Annotated in this window: 15 protein-coding genes and 1 tRNA gene; 7 read left to right on the forward strand and 9 right to left on the reverse strand. The window is 71.2% G+C overall.

Annotation, left to right across the window (positions count from 1 at the left end; all coding sequences use genetic code 11):
- Window positions 1-113: 113 nt before the first annotated feature.
- From N5D62_RS24185 to hemA, 4 genes are all read right to left on the reverse strand, one after another.
- On the reverse strand, window positions 114-734 hold the full coding sequence (locus N5D62_RS24185; protein WP_279760509.1) for a hypothetical protein: 621 nt from the start codon (window positions 732-734) through the stop codon (window positions 114-116).
- Window positions 735-937: 203 nt separating this feature from the next.
- The gene (gene prmC, locus N5D62_RS24190) at window positions 938-1,798 is read right to left on the reverse strand and encodes a peptide chain release factor N(5)-glutamine methyltransferase (protein ID WP_279760510.1); all 861 of its coding nucleotides are present in this window, start codon (window positions 1,796-1,798) and stop codon (window positions 938-940) included.
- Complete coding sequence (gene prfA / locus N5D62_RS24195; protein ID WP_279760511.1) at window positions 1,795-2,886, reverse strand: peptide chain release factor 1; 1,092 nt, start codon at window positions 2,884-2,886, stop codon at window positions 1,795-1,797. The genes prmC and prfA overlap by 4 nt, the downstream gene beginning before the upstream one ends.
- Before the next feature lie 118 nt (window positions 2,887-3,004).
- The gene (gene hemA, locus N5D62_RS24200; RefSeq protein WP_279760512.1) at window positions 3,005-4,339 is read right to left on the reverse strand and encodes a glutamyl-tRNA reductase; all 1,335 of its coding nucleotides are present in this window, start codon (window positions 4,337-4,339) and stop codon (window positions 3,005-3,007) included.
- Window positions 4,340-4,478: 139 nt separating this feature from the next.
- On the opposite strand from hemA, the gene N5D62_RS24205 reads away from it, so the two are divergent.
- Window positions 4,479-4,751: a hypothetical protein gene (locus N5D62_RS24205; protein ID WP_279760513.1), complete on the forward strand. Its 273-nt coding sequence runs from the start codon at window positions 4,479-4,481 to the stop codon at window positions 4,749-4,751.
- Between the two features lie 61 nt (window positions 4,752-4,812).
- On the opposite strand, the gene miaB is transcribed toward N5D62_RS24205, so the two are convergent.
- From miaB to N5D62_RS24220, 3 genes are all read right to left on the reverse strand, one after another.
- Entirely contained in the window at window positions 4,813-6,144 is a 1,332-nt protein-coding gene (gene miaB / locus N5D62_RS24210) for a tRNA (N6-isopentenyl adenosine(37)-C2)-methylthiotransferase MiaB (protein ID WP_279760514.1), read from the reverse strand.
- 84 nt (window positions 6,145-6,228) lie between these two features.
- Entirely contained in the window at window positions 6,229-6,693 is a 465-nt protein-coding gene (locus N5D62_RS24215; RefSeq protein WP_279760515.1) for a hypothetical protein, read from the reverse strand.
- Window positions 6,694-6,839: 146 nt separating this feature from the next.
- Complete coding sequence (locus tag N5D62_RS24220; protein WP_279760516.1) at window positions 6,840-7,637, reverse strand: hypothetical protein; 798 nt, start codon at window positions 7,635-7,637, stop codon at window positions 6,840-6,842.
- 356 nt (window positions 7,638-7,993) lie between these two features.
- Here N5D62_RS24220 and N5D62_RS24225 point away from each other — a divergent pair, with 356 nt between their 5' ends.
- From N5D62_RS24225 to N5D62_RS24240, 4 genes are all read left to right on the forward strand, one after another.
- Window positions 7,994-11,251, forward strand: coding sequence for an efflux RND transporter permease subunit (locus N5D62_RS24225; protein ID WP_279760530.1), 3,258 nt, complete (start codon window positions 7,994-7,996; stop codon window positions 11,249-11,251).
- Window positions 11,241-12,470, forward strand: coding sequence for an efflux RND transporter periplasmic adaptor subunit (locus N5D62_RS24230; protein ID WP_279760517.1), 1,230 nt, complete (start codon window positions 11,241-11,243; stop codon window positions 12,468-12,470). The genes N5D62_RS24225 and N5D62_RS24230 overlap by 11 nt, the downstream gene beginning before the upstream one ends.
- A gap of 65 nt (window positions 12,471-12,535) precedes the next feature.
- Complete coding sequence (locus tag N5D62_RS24235; RefSeq protein ID WP_279760519.1) at window positions 12,536-14,035, forward strand: efflux transporter outer membrane subunit; 1,500 nt, start codon at window positions 12,536-12,538, stop codon at window positions 14,033-14,035.
- Window positions 14,036-14,355: 320 nt separating this feature from the next.
- Window positions 14,356-15,804, forward strand: a complete 1,449-nt coding sequence (locus tag N5D62_RS24240; protein ID WP_279760521.1) for a polysaccharide lyase family 1 protein — start codon at window positions 14,356-14,358, stop codon at window positions 15,802-15,804.
- Window positions 15,805-15,849: 45 nt separating this feature from the next.
- Here N5D62_RS24240 and N5D62_RS24245 read toward each other — a convergent pair whose 3' ends face one another.
- Window positions 15,850-17,055 carry an FAD-dependent monooxygenase gene (locus N5D62_RS24245; RefSeq protein WP_279760522.1) on the reverse strand — a complete coding sequence of 402 codons (1,206 nt, stop codon included), beginning with the start codon at window positions 17,053-17,055 and terminating at the stop codon, window positions 15,850-15,852.
- A gap of 141 nt (window positions 17,056-17,196) precedes the next feature.
- Here N5D62_RS24245 and N5D62_RS24250 point away from each other — a divergent pair, with 141 nt between their 5' ends.
- Window positions 17,197-18,072 (forward strand): helix-turn-helix transcriptional regulator, encoded by an 876-nt coding sequence (locus N5D62_RS24250; protein ID WP_279760524.1) that lies wholly within the window; start codon window positions 17,197-17,199, stop codon window positions 18,070-18,072.
- Between the two features lie 106 nt (window positions 18,073-18,178).
- On the opposite strand, the gene N5D62_RS24255 is transcribed toward N5D62_RS24250, so the two are convergent.
- Window positions 18,179-18,255: transfer RNA gene (locus N5D62_RS24255), tRNA-Met, on the reverse strand.
- A gap of 101 nt (window positions 18,256-18,356) precedes the next feature.
- Here N5D62_RS24255 and N5D62_RS24260 point away from each other — a divergent pair.
- The coding region (locus N5D62_RS24260) for a hypothetical protein (protein WP_279760525.1) at window positions 18,357-18,579 on the forward strand (223 nt) is incomplete at its 3' end.

Here is an 18,579-nt window from a genome sequence, read left to right on the forward strand (position 1 = left end):
GCGGCAGGCGTCGTGCCCAGGGTCCGCGCGATCCCGCGATTATCGGCCAGCGGGCAAGCCCGCGCTGGCGCGGGCCCTCAGGGATTGGCGGGAGGCGCCCGGGCGCCGGAGGCTCAGAAGCTGTAGCTGACGCCGACCTGCACGATCGGCTTGTAGCGCAGCTCCGGCGCGAGGTCCGCCTGCGGGGCGCTGTTGCCCAGGCGCAGGCCCGGGGCGCCGCCGCCGATCACGCCGACATCGGCGCTGAAACCCCAGCCGCCACGCAGCGAGTAGCTGGTGTAGCCCAGGCCGATGTAGGACAGCGACAGGTTGGGCTCGCGCTCCGGACCGGTCAGCAGGCTCAGGCTGCGCTGGCCCGCCGACAGCGATGGCGTGATCGTCGCGGCACGCCCCAGCGCCAGGCCGCCGCTGCTCTGCAGCAGCGACATCGGGCCCAGCATCAGCCCGCCGGTGGCCCGCAGGCCGCCGCGCGTGCCGGCGCCCAGGCCGGATCCCGTCAGGTAATAGTCCGCCAGCAGGTTGGCCCCCAGCAGCCGGCTGCCTCGGCGGGCGTCGAAGGACAAACCCTCGTCGTCCTGGCTCTGGCTCACCTGCAGCCGGGCCTGCCAGCTGGTGAAGGCGTGCGGATCAGGCTTCTTCAGTTGCAGGCCCTGCTGAGCCCACGCGGCACCGGCCATGCAGACACTGCCGGCCAGGACCACGGCAAGGCGCAGGATCAAGGGGGCGGCGCGCATGACAGGTCTCCCAGACTGACGACAACACCGGCTTCGGACACTGTCCTGAAACCGGCACCAGGTCGAACCATGCTACGCCCGAGCCGGTTACGGCGCCAGATCGAGTTGCGGGGGGAAACCGGCACTGTTGTGGAATCCCGGCGCTGGTTCTCGCAGTGTGGAAACAGTGTGTGAGGGAGGACACAGTCGATCGCGGGGGGCGGTCAGGCGGGCCAGCGGCCGCCGCTCACCCGAGGTTGGCCGCCGAGGTCGCGGCGGTTCTCCACGTCCGCGAAACCGCGTTCGCGCAGCAGGGCGGTCACCGTCTCCGCCTGGTCCCAGCCATGCTCCAGCAGCAGCCAGCCATCGGGGCGCAGCCATGCCGGCGCCTCGGCGACGAGGTGACGCAGGTCGGCCAGGCCGTCGCCTTCCGGCGTCAGCGCCATCCGGGGTTCGTGCCGGAGCGCTTCCAGGTGGTGGTCGTCGCCGGAAACGTAAGGCGGGTTGCTGACGATCAGGTCAAACGCCACTTGACCGGCCAGCGGCTCGAACCAACTGCCCAGGTGGCCCTCGACCGCCAAACCCAGCCGGCCGGCGTTGTCCAGGGCGACCGCCAGCGCGCCCGGGCTGGCGTCCACCATCCGGACCTCCGCGTCCGGCCGCCGGGACTTGATCGCCAGCGCGATCGCGCCGGTGCCGGTGCCCAGGTCGACCACCCGCGCCACCCGCTGGGCCTCGCGCCGCTCCAGCCGTTCCAGCGCCCACTCGACCAGCACCTCGGTGTCGGGACGGGGGACGAGCGTGTCGGGCGTGACGCGCAAGGTCAGGCCGAAGAACGCCTTGTCGCCGCTCAGGTAGGCCAGCGGCACGCCGTCCAGGCGCCGCGCCAGCCAGTGATGGAAGCGCTCGACCGCCGTGGCGTCCAGGACGTCGGCATCGTGCCCGATCAGCCAGGCGCGCGAGACCCCCAGCAGCGCCTGCAGCAGGTAACGGGCCTCGGCGCGCGGCAGGCCGGCGGCGACCGCGGCGCGCTCGGCGCCGGCGACGGTCAGGGGAACGCCGGCGGCGGCATCGGCCGCGCTCATGCCGCGCCGCCTTCCAGCGCCGCGAGCTGCTCCGCCGCCTGCGCCTGCTGCAGGCCCTGGAGCACGTCCTCGAGGTCGCCGTCCATGATCGCGCCGAGCTTGTACAGCGTCAGGTTGATGCGGTGGTCGGTCAGCCGGCCCTGCGGGAAGTTGTAGGTGCGGATGCGGTCGCTGCGGTCGCCGCTGCCGATCAGGCTCTTGCGCTGCGCGGCCTCCTTGGCGGCGCGCTCGTTGCGGTCCTTGTCCCGCAGCCGGGCCGCCAGCACCGCCATCGCCTTGGCCTTGTTGCGATGCTGGCTGCGGTCGTCCTGGCACTCGGCGACCAGGCCGGTCGGCAAATGGGTGATGCGGATCGCGCTGTCGGTCTTGTTGACGTGCTGCCCGCCCGCGCCGCTGGCGCGGAAGGTGTCGATGCGCAGGTCGGCCGGATTGAGCTGGATCTCCTCGGCCTCGTCCGGCTCCGCCATCACCGCGACGGTGCAGGCGCTGGTGTGGATGCGGCCCTGCGACTCGGTCGCCGGCACGCGCTGCACGCGGTGGCCGCCCGATTCGAACTTCAGCTGCCCGTACACGCCGTCGCCCTCCAGGCGCAGCACGATTTCCTTGTAGCCGCCGAGGTCCGATTCATTGGCCGACAGGATCTCGCAGCGCCAGCCCTGGGCTTCCGCGAAGCGGGTGTACATGCGGGTCAGGTCGCCGGCGAACAGCGCCGACTCGTCGCCGCCGGTGCCGGCGCGGATCTCGAGGAAGGCCGGCCGAACGTCGTCCGGATCCTTGGGGATCAGCGCGAGCTGCAGTTCCTGGTCGAGCCGCGCCAGGTCGGCCTGGGCCGACGCGATCTCCTCGCGCGCCATCTCCGCCATCTCGGCGTCGCCGCTGTCGAGCAGCTCGCGCCCCGCGGCCAGGTCCTGCTCGCGCTGGAGGTAGCGGCGGTAGCGCTCGACCAGCGAGGCGACTTCCGCCTGCTCGCGGGTCAGCGCGCGGTAGCGCTTCATGTCGGCGGCGATGCTGCCGTCGGCGAGCGTGGTGTCGAGTTCGGCCAGGCGGAAGCCGAGGCGGTCGAACTGGTGGCGCAGGGCGTCTTTCATGGGGAATCGGACAGGCGGCGGAAGGGCGGGCGATCGGGACGACCGGGGCGACCCGGGCGGTCGCGGGAGCAGCGGCGCGGGGCCCGGCAAGGGCGGCGCCAGGAGGCGACCACCGTCGCTAGGAGTCCGCCTCGTCGCCGAGCGTGCCGGCGCGCAGGCCCGGCATCTTCGCGCTGCCGCGCAGGAACAGCCGCGAGACCGTCTGCGCCATGCGCAGGCGCTGTTCGCCGTCGCTGCCGTTGAGCTCGGCCATCGCGCCGTGCAGCATCTTCTGCGTCAGCCCGCGCGCCAGCGCGTCCAGCACGCCGTCGATGTCCTCGCCCTTGGCGAGCAGCTTGCGGGCGCGCTGGATCTCGGCCTGGCGCCAGCTGTCGGCCTGCTGGTGCAGGGCCTGGATCAGCGGCACCGTGTGGCGCTGGTCCAGCCAGTGCACGAAGCTCTGGACGCCGGTCTCGATGATGGCCTCGGCCTGCTGGACGGCGGCCTGGCGCTTCTCGCCGGCGGTCTGCACCAGTTGCGACAGGTCGTCGACGGTGTAGAGATAGACGTCGTCGAGCTGGGCGACCTCCTGCTCGATGTCGCGCGGGACGGCCAGGTCGACCATGAACATCGGCTTGTGGCGGCGCTTCTTCAGCGCGCGCTCGACGGCGCCCAGGCCGATCAGCGGCAGGCTGGACGCGGTGCAGGAGATCACCGCGTCGAATTCATGCAAGCGGCCCGGCAGGTCCGCCAGGCGGAAGGCCTCGGCGCCGAGGTGGGTGGCGAGCTTCTCGCCGCGCTCCAGCGTCCGGTTGGCCACGGCGATCGACTTCGGGCCCTTGGCCGCGAAATGCGTGCCGACCAGCTCGATCATCTCGCCCGCGCCCACGAGCAGCACCCGCAGGTCGGCCAGGTTCTCGAACAGCTGCGCGGCCAGCCGGACCGACGCGGCGGCCATGCTGATCGAGTGGCTGCCGATCTCGGTGGAACTGCGCACCTCCTTGGCCACCGAGAAGCTGCGCTGGAACAGCTGGTGCAGCGTCGTGCCGAGGGTGCCGGCGGAGTCGGCCTCGCGCACCGCCTGCTTGAGCTGGCCCAGGATCTGCGGTTCGCCCAGCACCATCGAGTCCAGCCCGCTGGCGACGCGGAACGCGTGCCGCGCCGCGGCGCCGCCGCCCTCGACGACATAGGAATGGTCCATCAGCGTCGCGCTGCCGACGCCGCCCGTCTGGGCCAGCCAGTCGACGGCGGGGCGGATCATGTCGGCGTCCCCGGCGACGTAGAGCTCGGTGCGGTTGCAGGTGGAGAGGATGGCGGCCTCGGCCGCGACGGCGCTGGCGCGGCGGCGCCCGGCGTCCATCTGGTCCTGGAAACGCAGCAGCGTCGGCGCCAGTTGCTCGAGCGTGAACGCGAAACGTCCGCGCAGGTCGAGCGGCGCGGACGTGTGGTTCAGACCGAGGGCGAAGACGGACATGGCGCGATTATAAAATTCCGCCCCGGTCCGTGCGCCGCACGGGTCTTGGCGGCGCGCTCATCGCCCGGGGAAACGTCAAGAACGGCGCTTTCACCGCGATTTCCGTCCATTTTTCCTCTCGCCCGGAGCGAACCGACTCGTGGATCCACTCGACGCCGTCTGGCACCTCGGCAACCTGTTCCTGCCCGCCTGGGGCGTGGCCGCGCTGATGGCGCTGGCGCTCAAGATGATCTGGCGCAAGACCGTCGCCGGCCTGTCGTGGCGGACGCTGGCCGCCTGGGGCGGCCTGGGCGGGACGCTGGGCATCGCCGCGGCGCTGATGCTGACCGGCCGCGACGGCACCATGGCCGGCTACGGCCTGATGCTGGTCGGCGTCACCGTCGCCCAGTGGGGCGTGAGCTACAAGCGATAGGGCCCGACGCCCATACGCCGGCCCACACGCCGGCCCGACCGCGGGCCCCGGCCCCCGGCGCTCAGGCCTCGGCGACCGGCACCTCGCCGCGCAGCGAATGCGCGAAGGCCTCGGTGATGCGCAGCGGGATGATCTGGTGCATCAGCCGCTCGTGGCCCTTGAAGTTGACGATGCGGTTGCACTCGGTGCGGCCCATCAGCTCGGTGGCGTCCTTGCGGGCGTGGCCCGACACCAGCACCGGCACCGTCTTGCCGACCATGCTCTCGTTGTAGCGGACGGCGGTGGCCTCGATCTCGGCCTGCAGCTCCTGCAGCCGGCGCACCTTGACCTCGTGGGGCGTGGCGTCGGCCAGGTTGGCCGCCGGCGTGCCGGGACGCGGGCTGAAGATGAAGCTGAACGAGGCGTCGAAGGCGACGTCGCGCACCAGCTGCATCGTCTTCTCGTGGTCCTCGTCGGTCTCGCCGGGGAACCCGACGATGAAGTCCGAGGCGACGCGGATGTCCGGGCGCACCGCGCGCAGCTTGCGCACGATGCTCTTGAACTGCAGCGCGGTGTAGCCGCGCTTCATCGCCATCAGGATGCGGTCCGAGCCGTGCTGCACCGGCAGGTGCACATGGTTCACCAGCTGCGGGATCTTGCCGTAGGCGTCGATCAGGCGCTGGCTGAACTCGTTGGGATGGCTGGTCGTGTAGCGGATGCGCTCGATGCCGGGGATCTCGGCCACGTACTCGAGCAGCAGCGCGAAGTCGGCGATCTCGTCCGAGTCGCCCATCGCGCCCCGATAGGCATTGACGTTCTGGCCCAGCAGCGTCACTTCCTTGACGCCCTGGTCGGCCAGGCCGGCGACTTCCTCGAGCACGTCCTCGAACGGCCGGCTGACCTCCTCGCCGCGGGTGTAGGGCACCACGCAATAGGAGCAGTACTTGGAGCAGCCCTCCATGATCGAGACGAAGGCCGAGGCGCCCTCGACCTTGGCCGGCGGCAGGTTGTCGAACTTCTCGATCTCGGGGAAGGAGATGTCGACCTGCGGCTTCAGGAGCTGCTGGCGCTGGGCCAGCATCTGGGGCAGCCGGTGCAGCGTCTGCGGGCCGAAGACGACGTCGACGTAGGGCGCGCGCTCGATGATCGCGGCGCCTTCCTGGCTGGCGACGCAGCCGCCGACGCCGATCATCACGCCCTTGGCCTTGAGGTGCTTGATGCGGCCGAGGTCGGAGAACACCTTCTCCTGGGCCTTCTCGCGCACCGAGCAGGTGTTGAACAGCACCAGGTCGGCCTGCTCGACGTCGGTGGTGGGCTCGTAGCCCTCGGCGGCGCGCAGCACGTCGGCCATCTTGTCCGAGTCGTACTCGTTCATCTGGCAGCCGAAGGTCTTGATGAAGACTTTCTTGCTCATGGGGAACTCCGGGAAAACGGTCGCGGCAATGGCGCGAAGGCCCGCGGCCGCCCTCCCGGGGCGCGCGGGCCGGACATCAAGGGATCAGGGCTTGCGCCAGACCTGGCTGGCCTGGTCGAAGACCAGCTTGGAGGCCTGCTCGGGCGTGCTCGGCCAGGACTTGTTGGCCAGCTCGACCTCGTTGAGGACCCAGATGTCCAGCAGCAGGCCGCTGATGTCCGTCGTGTACAGGACGGTGAGCTTCTGGTCGTAGAGCGAGCCCGGGGTGGCGACCAGGTCGACCGCGTTGCGGATCCGCGCGCCGGGGGCGAGGCGCACCGGCTTGCCGTTGAGCTTGGCGTCCGGCATGACGCCGATGACGAGCTCGCCGCGCAGCGCGCGCTGCGGGAAGTAGCGGTGGCCGGGAACGATCTGCGCCTGCGCGGCGGTGGGCGTCGCGATCGACGCGACACCGGCCAGGACGGCGGCGACGGAGAGCAGGGCGGTGCTGGCGGCCATCGCCGTCAGCGAACGACGGCGGGGCGAAGCGGGCGGTGCACAGCGGTACATGGTGTAGATCCAGTGGCTGCGGAAATGCGCAAGGGCGCAAGTGTAGCGGCGAGCGCTCCGGCGCCCGGGCCCGGGGTTGGACCGGCCGGGCGGTGGCCGCGAGGGCCGGATGCGCCTGGGAGGCCTGGGGGCGCCTTGAAGGCGGCTCAGAGCCGGCCGGCCGCGGCGGCCTGGGCGACGGCGGCGGGCGCCGGCTCCGGCAGCACGTACACGACGCCGGCCCCGTGGCCCAGCACCGGCGTGACGACGCGGTCGAAGAACTCGCCGGCGACGACCACGCAGCCCAGCGAGATCCGGTTGTCGTCCGGCGACGCCGAGGCCAGGCGCTCGGCGCGGCGCTCGCGGGCGGGGCTGGGCCGCAGGCGATGGATCGCGAACGCGGCGTCGTAGTCGACCCAGATGACGGTCTCGCCCTTCAGGTTGGGACCGGGCTGGCTGTCGTAGCGGCCGGCGGGCGTGGTGCGCAGCGCCGGCGGAATGCCGCTGGTCACCATCGCGCCGACACCCGGCGCGACGCTGTCGCCGCGCGCCAGGCCCAGCAGCGCCGGGGCGGCGCCGGCCAGCCGGCCGTCGGCGAAGAAGACGAAGAGCTTGGCTTCCTTCTTGTCGACGACGGCGAACGGCCGGCCCTGGGCGTCGGCGTGGTCGAAGGCGGACACCGCCATCGCGCGGGCCTCGGGCGAGGCGGGCTCGCCGCGGAAGTCGACGGCGAACGGGGACGGAGAAGGCGAAGGGGACGGCGAGCGGGTCGTCTCCACGAGCGCGGGCGCCACGGCCGGCCGGGCAGGCACGGCGGCCGGGCCGATCGCCGGCTCGGCGTACGCGTGCGACGCGCCCAGCGACAGCGCGATCGCCGCGGCCGCCGCCATCAGCGGCATCGCCGCCTGCATCACCCAGACAAGCCCGCGCCGCGGCGCGGATCCCAACGACCCGATCGACTTCATGAACTGCCCGATGTCTTTCTGGCGGACCGGATTTGTCTGCTCCGGCAAGGAAGCCGGGCTGTCCGCTGGGGCCGCATATTAAGGAGCGACAGACGGTTTCAACTGTCGATGAATGCGCGCAAAGGCCGGGACTTTCCCGCGAATTTGTAAACCGGGCGAAGAGCGGCAGGAATCGACGGTCGGCAGGTGCGCCAAGGGAACTTCCCCATGGTTCCCCATGGTTCGCCCGTACGCGTACGGTCATTACCGTGCAGCAACATGGGTGACTCGGGCGACACAGAAAATCCGCGTCCGGATTCACCGATTTCCAGAACCTAGAGAACGACGATGACGACGATCGTGGGGAGCCGGCCATGCTGATGGAAGCGGTGCGCATCGCGCTACGACGCCCATACACCTTCTTCGTGCTGGCGCTGTTGCTGCTGATCCTGGGACCGCTGGCGGCGATGCGCACGCCGACCGACATCTTCCCGGAGATCCGGGTGCCGGTGATCGCGGTGGCCTGGCAGTACACCGGGCTGCCGCCGGACCAGATGGCGGGGCGGATCTCGACGCTGTTCCAGCGCTCGCTGACGACCACCGTCAACGACATCGAGCACATCGAGGCCAACACCTATCCCGGCGTCTCGGTGGTGAAGATCTTCTTCCAGCCGGGGGTGAACATCTCGGTGGCGAACGCGCAGGTCACCGCGATCGCGCAGGTGGCGGTGCGGCAGATGCCGGCTGGCACGACGCCGCCGCTGATCCTGAACTACAACGCCGCGACGGTGCCGATCCTGCAGCTGGCGCTGTCGGGCAAGGGCCTGTCGGAGCAGCAGCTGTTCGACCTGGGCTTCAACACGATCCGCACGCCGCTGGTGACGGTGCCCGGCGCCGCGATCCCGCTGCCGTACGGCGGCAAGCAGCGCCAGGTGCAGATCGACGTCAACCCGGCGGCGCTGCAGGCGCGCGGGCTGTCCGCGCAGGACGTCGCCAGCGCGCTGGCCACGCAGAACGTGCTCACCCCGATCGGCACGCAGAAGATCGGCGAGCTGGAGTACACGCTGCAGCTCAACAGCGCCCCGTCCGCGATCGAGGACCTGGGCCGGCTGCCGGTGAAGGTGGCGGGCGGCTCGACGATCTACCTGCGCGACGTCGCCGACGTGCACGACGGCAACGCGCCGCAGACCAACATCGTCCACGTGGACGGCGGGCGCTCGGTGCTGATGTCGGTGCTGAAGAACGGCGCCGCGTCGACGCTGGCGATCGTCGACGGCGTGCGCGCCCGGCTGGCCGAGCTGCGGCCCTCGCTGCCCGACGAGCTCGAGGTCAAGCCGATCAACGACCAGTCGGTGTTCGTGCGCGCCGCCATCAAGGGCGTGGCGATCGAAGGGGCCATCGCCGCCGCGCTGACCAGCGCGATGATCCTGCTGTTCCTGGGCAGCTGGCGCTCGACGGTGATCATCGCGGTGTCGATCCCGCTGTCGATCCTGGGCTCGATCCTGGGCCTGGCGGCGATCGGCGAGACGCTGAACCTGATGACGCTCGGTGGCCTGGCGCTGGCGGTGGGCATCCTGGTCGACGACGCGACGGTGACGATCGAGAACATCAACTGGCACCTGGAGCACGGCAAGGGCGTCGAGGACGCGATCATGGACGGCGCGCGCCAGATCGTGACGCCGGCCTTCGTCTCGCTGCTGTGCATCTGCATCGTGTTCATCCCGATGTTCTTCCTGGAAGGCGTGTCGCGTTTCCTGTTCGTGCCGATGGCCGAGGCGGTGATCTTCGCGATGGTGTGCTCCTTCATCCTGTCGCGCACGCTGGTGCCGACGATGGCGAAATACCTGCTGCGGCCGCACGCGCCGCTGACCGACGGCCATGGCCACCTGGCGCAGCCGCCGTCGCGCAATCCGCTGGTGCGTTTCCAGCGCAACTTCGAGGCCCGCTTCGAGCGCGTGCGCGAGAGCTACCGCCAGCTGCTCGAGACGGCGCTGGGCAGCCGCAAGCCCTTCCTGATCGGCTTCGCGGCGGTGGTGCTGGTGTCCTTCGCGCTGGTGCCCTTCATCGGCAGCAACTTCTTCCCGCAGGTCGATTCCGGCCAGATCCTGATGCACGCGCGGGTGCCGGTGGGCACGCGGGTCGAGGAGACCGCCGCGCGCTTCGCGCGGATCGAGCAGGCGATCCGCCGCGTGATCCCGTCGGACCGGATCGAGACGATGGTCGACAACATCGGCCTGCCGCCGTCGTCGATCAACCTGACCTACAACAACACCGGCGTGCTGGGCACCTCCGACGGCGACTTCCAGATCGCGCTGAAGGAAGGCCACGCGCCGACGGCCGACTACGTGCGCCAGCTGCGCGAGGTGCTGCCGCGCGAGTTCCCGGACACGACCTTCTCGTTCCCGCCGGCCGACATCGTCAGCCAGATCCTGAACTTCGGCGCGCCCGCGCCGATCGACGTGCAGGTGCGGGGCCGCGACGTCGACGCCAACTTCGCCTACGCGCAGCGGCTGCTCAAGCGGATCAAGGCGATCCCGGGCGTGGCGGACGCGCGCATCCAGCAGTCCAACCAGGCGCCGGTGTTCAACGTCGACGTCGACCGCACGCAGGCGCAGCTGCTGGGCCTGACCACGCGCGACGTGGCCAACAGCCTGGTGGTGAACCTGGCCGGCAGCAGCCAGGTCGCGCCGACCTTCTGGCTGAATCCGCAGAACGGCGTCAGCTACTCGATCGTGATGCAGACGCCGCAGCACCAGCTCGATTCGCTGGCCGCGCTGGGCAACCTGCCGATCGGCAACGGCGCGGCCGCGGGCGGCGCGACGCTGGGCGGGCTGGCCAGCTTCCAGCGCGCGACCGGTCCGGCGCTGATCAGCCAGTACGACGTGCAGACGATGGTGCAGATCCATGCGACGACGCAGGACCGCGACCTCGGCGCGGTGGCCGGCGACATCCGCCGCGTGCTGGCCGAGCTCAAGGGCGAGGTGCCCAAGGGGTCCAACGTGCAGCTGCTGGGCCAGGTGCGGACGATGGACCGCGCGTTCTCGGGCCTGCTGTTCGGGCTGCTGGGCGCGGTGGTGCTGATCTACCTGCTGATCGTCGTGAACTTCCAGTCCTGGCTGGACCCGGCGGTGATCGTGTCGGCGCTGCCGGCGGCGCTGGCGGGCATCGTGTGGATGCTCTTCGCGACCGGGACCACGCTGTCGGTGCCCGCGCTGACCGGGGCGATCATGTGCATGGGCGTGGCCACGGCCAACAGCGTGCTGGTGATCAGCTTCGCGCGGGAACGGCTGGAGGTCCTGGGCGACGCCACCACCGCGGCGCTGGAGGCCGGCTTCGTGCGCTTCCGCCCGGTGCTGATGACGGCGCTGGCGATGGTCATCGGCATGCTGCCGATGGCGCTGGGCCTGGGCGAGGGCGGCGAGCAGAACGCGCCGCTCGGACGCGCGGTGATCGGCGGCCTGGTGTTCGCGACCTTCGCGACGCTGGTCTTCGTGCCGGTGGTCTTCAGCCTCGTGCATCGCCACCACCGTCACCACCGCGAGGCCGCGGACGCGGCTTCCCCTGAATCGAACGACTTGACCGCCGGCGCCGCGACCGCGCTGCCCGGGGCCGGAGATCCTTCCCATGCGAACTGATGCCCCTTCCGCCGTCCCGGCGTCCCGTCCGCCGCGCTTCAAGCTGGCCGCGACCGTCGCGGCGGTGCTCGCGATCGCCGTGGTGGCGGCGGGCCTGTGGGCCCGCAAGTCCAACGCCGAGCAACTGCAGACCACGGCCGCCGAGCGCGGCCAGCCCAGCGTCGCGCTGGTCGCGCCGCAGCCGCTGGCCGAAGGCGGCCTGGAACTGCCCGCGCGCATCGAGGCCTGGTCGCGCGCGCCGATCTACGCGCGCGTCAGCGGCTACCTGAAGCGCTGGAACGTCGACATCGGCGGCAAGGTCCAGGCCGGGCAGCTGCTGGCGGAGCTCGAGACGCCCGACCTCGACCAGCAGCTGATGCAGGCCAAGGCGGAGCTCGCGACCGCGCGCAGCAACGCGGCGCTGGCGGCGAGCACCGCCAAGCGCTGGCAGGGACTGCTGGCGTCGGACTCGGTGTCGAAGCAGGAAGTCGACGAGCGCACCGGCGACATGACCGCCAAGCAGTCGCAGGTCGCGGCGCTGCAGGCCAATGTCGACCGCATCGAGGCGCTCAAGCGCTTCACACGGCTGACCGCGCCATTCGACGGCGTCGTGACCGCGCGCAACACCGACGTGGGCGCGCTGATCAACATCGGCGGCGCGCCGGGCAGCGAGCTGTTCGTCGTCTCCGACATGCGGCGGCTGCGGGTCTACGTCAACGTGCCGCAGCGCCAGGTCGCGCAGGTGCGCGTGGGCGACAAGGCGGTGCTGACGGTGCCGGAGCGGCCGGGCCGGCGTTTCGCGGCGACGGTGCAGTCGCTGGCGCAGTCGATCAACACGGCCAGCGGCGCGATGCTGGTGCAGCTGGCCGTCGACAACGACAAGGACGAGCTGCTGCCGGGCGGCTTCGCGACGGTGCGCTTCGACGGCAACGGCGCCTCGGGCGGCGCGCAGGCGGGCACGAATGGGGCGGGCGGCGTGTCGCTGCCGCCAGGCGCGGTGATCATCAACAAGGACGGGGTGCAGGTCGCCACCGTCGACGCCGGCAACCGGGTGCGGCTGCGCAAGGTCACGATCGCGCGCGACATGGGCACGCGCATCGAGCTGGGCGCGGGCCTGACCGCGGCGGACCGCGTCATCGCGAATCCGCCGGACGGCATCGCCGAGGGCGACGTGGTGCGCATCGCGCAGGCGTCCGCGACGCCGAACGCCCCGGCCGCGTCCGCGAAGGGGCGCCCGTGATCCCGCGCCGCCGCGTGTCGGCGACCGGTGGGGTCGTCGCCGTGCCCGTTTTCGCACCCGACGCCATGCCGAATGCCGTGTCCGGCGCTGCGCCCAACGCCGTGCCTGGCGCAGTGCGGCGGGCTGGCCTGGTCGCGCTCGCGTTGGCCGCGCTGGTCGCCGGTTGCGCGCAGGCCCCGAAGGAGCAACTGCCCGAGGTGCCGATGGCGTCGGCTTTCAAGGAAGCGCGCGGTCCCTGGGTCGAGGCGGGCGCCTCGACGGCGGCGCCGATCGCGCTCGACGGCTGGTGGCAGGTCTACGGCGATGCCGAACTCGACGCGCTGCAGCAGCGGCTGGTCGAGAACAGTCCCGATCTCGCCTCGGCGCTCGCGCGCTACCAGCAGGCGAGGGCGGCGACCGACACGCTGCGCGCCGCGCAGTCGCCGACGCTGAACACCTCGCTCAACGGGCAGCGGGACCGGCAGTCGGAGAAGCGTCCGCTGCGGGTGCTCGGGCCGACGTCGCCCGATTGGTACAACAGCGCGACGCTGGGCCTGGACCTGAGCTACGAGGTCGACCTGTGGGGCCGCGTCTCGCAGCAGGTGCGCGCGGGCGTGGCGTCCGAACGCGCGGCCGCGGCGGACCTGGCCGCGGCGCGGCTGGCGCTGCAGGCGCAGCTGGCCGATTCGATGCTGCAACTGCGCGGCCTGGACCGCGACAACGCGTTGCTCGCCGATGCCGAGGAGGCCTATGCGCGAGCGTTCGACCTGATCTCGCGGCGGCACGACGCGGGCATCGCCTCGGGCCTGGACCAGGCGCGGGCCGAGGGCCAGCTGGAATCGGCGCGCTCCCAGCGGCGCCAGTCGCAGGCGCAGCGCGCGGTGCTGGAGCACGCGATCGCCGCGCTGGTCGGCGCGAACGCATCGACGTTCCGGATCGAGCCGTCGACGGCGCGGGACCTGGCGATGCCCGTGGTGCCGCCGGGCCTGCCGTCGACGTTGCTGGAGCGGCGTCCCGACATCGCGGCGGCGCGCCAGCGCGTGGTGGCCGCGACGGCGACGCTGGGCGCGGCGAAGACGGCGTTCTTCCCCTCGGTGGTGCTGAGCGCGCAGGGCGGATTCCAGAGCAGCGATTTCGGCCGCTTCATCGAGGCGCCCAATCTGTTCTGGGCGATCGGCCCGACGCTGGCGCTGAACCTGCTGGACGGCGGCCGCCGCAAGGCGGAGGAAGCGCGCGCGACGGCGGCGCTCGACGAGTCCGCACAGCGCTACCGCGGCACGGTGCTGGCGGCGTTCCAGCAGGTCGAGGACCAACTGGTGCTGCTCGACCGGTATGGCGAGGCGCTGGAGGCGGAGAAGAAGTCGGTCGACGCGGCGGAGCGCTCGCTGGCGCTGGCGACGAACCGGTACCGCGCGGGCGCGGCGGCCTATCTGGAGGTCGTGACCTCGCAGACGGCGGGCCTGCAGGCGCGGCGCAGCGCGGTGGACCTGGCCACGCGCCAGCGCCGCGCGACGGTGGCGCTGGTCCGGGCGCTCGGCGGCGGGTGGCGCGAGACGGCGGAGATGAAGGCGGACGCCGCGCGCTGAACGCGCGGCGTCGGGCCCCGGCGACGGATTCCGGTCGCTCCCGCAGGTCGTAACGCCAGACCGTTAAATGTAAAACGCCTTTCCGAAAACAGAGCCAGTCGTTAGTCTGCGCCCGTTGTCGACATGGCCGCGCCTGCGCGCTGGCGTGTCGGCACTGGCCGCTGCCCACGGCCACCGTCCCCGACGCGGATCCTGCGATCCGGGTCGCGCGCGACGGAGGGATCGGCAGTTGGGTTCCCGCATTTTTCGATTCACCGCGACCGGGTGAGGGCGCAGCCATGCCCGCGCCGGATCGCGCCAACGACATTGGGAGACTTTCGATGAAGAGCACCCGTTTCGACGCATCCGCTGAATTGGTCGCGCCGCGGCCGCCGCAGTCCGGCGCCTTGCGCGCGCCGCGTCCCGCCCTGGCGGCGATGGCCGTCGTCGTCGGCGCCGTCGCGCCGCTGGGCGTGGCGCACGCGGTCGACTGGCCGTCCGGCTTCTCCAAGTGCGCCGACGAAGGCGGCACCTGCAAGGTCGGCGACACCGCCCGCCAGGTGTCCTTCGGCGTCAAGGACAAGTGGGTCCTCAAGACCCTGAGCGGCAACGTCGCCTGCACCGCCGCGACCTTCGGCGGCGCCGATCCGAACCCCGGCGTGAAGGAGAAATGCGCGGTCGGCCCGACGGGCTCGCCAGCCCCCGCGCCTTCCCCGGCGCCGTCCCCTTCCCCCGCCCCATCGCCCGCTCCCGCGCCGTCGCCAGCGCCCGCCGGCCACAGCGGCGGTTATGCCGGCCAGGTCAGCGGCGGCGGCGCCGCGACGCCGGTCACCGTCACCACCGCGGCGCAGATGCAGGCGGCGATCGACGCCTACAGCGGCACCGGCGGCCTGGTGATCCGCTACGCGGGGACCTTCGACTTCGGCACCATCCCCGATCCCTGCGCGCAGTGGAAGAAACCGGCCGGCGCCGTCGTCGAGATCAAGAACAAGAGCAACGTCACGATCGAGGGCGTCAACGGCTCGGCGGCGAACTTCGGTCTCGCGATCAAGGCCGCGGCGACCAACATCATCATCCGCAACATGACGATCGGCCTGCTGCCCGGCTCCATCGACGCCATCGGCATCGAAGGGCAGAGCGGCAAGTTCCCGGGCTACGTCTGGATCGACCACAACACGCTGTTCAGCTCGACCGCCGAGTGCTCCGGCGCCGGCGACCTGGAGTTCGACGGCCTCATCGACAGCAAGGCCGGCGCGCATCACATCACCTACTCCTACAACCACCTGCACGACCACCACAAGGTCGGGCTGATCGGCTCCAGCGACAGCGACGCCAGCGACCGCTACATCACCTTCCACCACAACGTGTACAGCAACGTCGGCTCGCGCCTGCCGCTGCAGCGCGGCGGCTACACGCACCTGTACAACAACCTCTATTCGAAGGTGCTGACCTCGGGCGCCAACATCCGGATGGGCGGGTACGCGCTGATCGAAGGCAACTACTTCGAAAACGCGCAGAACCCGGTCACGTCGCGCGACAGCCCGTCGATCGGCTACTGGGAGCTGCGCAACAACAACGTGCGCGGCCCGGCCGACTTCGCGACCTACGGCATCACCTGGGTGGCCAGCGGCTCGAGCCCGTCGCGCGACGCCAGCGACTGGACGACGACGGCCAACTTCCCCGTCGGGATCCCGTATGCCTACACGGTGCACGCGCCGGCCTGCGTGAAGCAGAAGCTGCCCGGCGTGGCCGGGGCGGGGAAGAACTACGCGACCTTGAGTTGCGAGTGAGCGGAGCGCGCTGGCGCTGAGCCAGCCGGACGCGCTGCCGCCGGGCTAGCCGGGCGGCAGCGCGAAGTCTTCTTCGACGTCGCGCGCGCGCCGGTCGGCGCCTCGCTGGAGCAGGCGTTGCACCGGCGCGCTGGCGAGCAGGCGCAGCGCGCCACGGGCCATCGCGATGCCCCAGCTCGACTTCAGGTGCATCAGGCGGATGAAGCGCGGGCTCAGTTCCTGCTGCGTGCGCTCGGCGTAGGGCCGCAGCATCGCCTCGTAGGAACGGAACGCCTCCTCATGCGTCGCGCATCGATGGAGTTCGCCCGCCAGCACGTAGGCGCCGACCAGCGCCAGTGCCGTGCCCTTGCCGGTGAACGGCGTGGGGCAATGGGCGGCGTCGCCCAGCAGCACCATCCGGCCTTGGGACCAGGTCGAGGCCTGCACCTGGCTCATCGGGCCGAAGTAAAGGTCCTCCACGGCGTCCAGTTCCTCGAGCAACCGGTCCGCGATGCTGCCACGCCCGACCAGCGCCGCGCGCAATAGCGTCTTGGGGGATCGCCCCGTCGCGCCTCCCGTCTCTTTCGGATCGGACGGCGGGTTGGGGAAGGTGATCAGCACCGTGGTCACGGCCTCGCCGCCCGGGCGCAGGAAGATCATCGTGCCGCCGATGCCGTTGACCGACCGGGCCCAGAGGTCGTCCTGCGCGCGCCGGGGGATGTTGAAGAACGCCATGTGCGCGCCGAGGTCGCGCATCCGCGTCTGCCCGGCCAGACGCAGCGCGCGCGTCGACGAGTGCATGCCGTCGGCGCAGATCACGAGCTCGAAGGTCTCGGTGCCGCCGTCGTCGAAGGTGACGCGCACGCCGTCGTCCAGGTCCTCGAGCGCGAGGACGGACCGGCCGAAGCGGTACTCGCAGTGCGCGCGCGTGCTGTCGAAGAGCAGTCGCGCGAAGTCGCCGCGCAGGATCTCGAAGTCGCTGGTCAGGCCGCCGACGCTGCCCCGGGGGAACTCGGCGAAGAGGCGGCCGCGCTCGTCCAGCCACCGCTGGCCGCATTCGCGCGTGTTGCGCGCGAGGACCGCGTCCTCGAGCCCCATGCGCTGGAGCACGCGTTGTCCGGCGCCCTTGATGTCGATGTTCTGCCCGCCGTCGCGGAACGACCTGGCCTTCTCGACGACGACGACCTGGTGGCCCTGGCGATGCAGCCAATGCGCGCACGCCGGTCCGGCAATGCCGGCGCCGCAGATCAGGATCTTCTTGCTGCTGTTCATGGTTCCCGTACACCTTCCTTGCTGGTACGGGCAGGACGATAGGAAGGGGGCGGCCAGGCAACAAGGAGCGGTCATGCCAAGATCTGTTGAATTCCTGCCATCGCCGCGTCCGTCCAGCGTCCTTCGCCCGCACCCGCCCTCATGCCGATCTACTCGAACGATTCGCCCATCGATTGGGAGGAGCCCGATCTCGTGCCGCGTCCCGTGGTGACGCTGGGGGTCGTGGGGCTGGAGGCGGCGGACTGGGAGGTCGAGGACAGCGATGGCGATGGTGATGGCGATGGCGGCGGAGGCCGGGTTGGCCCGGGCAAGGCGCATGGCCAGGGGACCGTCTTCCATGCGCATCGCAAGGGGCAGTTCCTGCTGTGGATGCGCGGCGTGCTCACCTGCGAGGTCGAGGGCGGCTTCTGGCTGGTGCCGCCGGGGCAGGGCCTCTGGGTGCCGGCGGGCGTGTCGCACCGGATGGAGACGGCGGGCCGGGTGGAGTGCTACATCGTCTACGTCGATCCCGCGGCCGCCGACGCATTGCCGGCGCAGTGCTGCACGCTCGCGGCGACACCGCTGCTGCGCGAGCTGGTCATCCGGTCGGCGGCCTTGCCGATGCGCTATCCGGAGGACGGCATGGCGCCGCGGCTGGTGGCGCTGCTGCTGGACGAGCTGGCGCTGGCGCCAGCGGGAACGCTCCATTTGCCGATGCCCGCGCAAGGGCGGCTGCGACCGCTGGTCGACTGGATGATGGCCAATCCCGCCGAGCGCGGGAGCATCGACGCTTGCGCCGCCCGGATGGACCTGAGCGCCCGCACGCTGTCGCGGTTGATCGTGCGCGAGACCGGGATGAGCTTCGGCCGCTGGCGGCGGCAATTGCATCTGCTGCTGGCGCTGCAATGGCTGGCGAAAGGGGCGACGGTGCAGGACGTCGCGGATGGGTTGGGCTACGAGAACGCCAGCAACTTCGTCGTGATGTTCCGCAAGGCGCTGGGCGAGCCGCCGGGGCGTTATCTCGCGTCGCGCGGATAGGGCAGGGAGGCCGCCATGGTCGGTCGGTCCGCTCGCAGGGCCCTGGCGAAATCGAGCGCCCAAATGGAAAACCCCGCAGCATTTGCATGCTGCGGGGTTTCGTATCTGGTGGCGCTTCAGGGATTCGAACCCCGGACCTGCGGATTATGATTCCGTCGCTCTAACCGGCTGAGCTAAAGCGCCTTGCGAAGACAGCGACTATAGCAAAGTTTTCGAAGACAATGCAAGCCCCGCCGATCACGGCATCAAAAAGTTCGGCGCGCGAGTCCCACTCGACCCCCTCCATGTTCAGCTTCCTCAAGAAAAAACTCGGCTTCGGCAGCGCCGATCCCGCGCCCGCGCCGGCTCCCGAAGCCCCGCCGGCTCCGGCCGCTCCCACGCCCGCCCCCGCGCCCATCGCGCCGGCTCCGGCCCCCGCCCTCGAGCCGCCGCTTGCCCCGGCCCCGGCGCAAGTCCTGCCCCCCGTTCCGCAGCCGGTGCCGGCTCCCGCGACGACGCCTGTTGCCG

This window comes from Mitsuaria sp. GD03876 (assembly GCF_029840635.1).
Taxonomy (GTDB): Bacteria; Pseudomonadota; Gammaproteobacteria; order Burkholderiales; family Burkholderiaceae_C; genus Roseateles.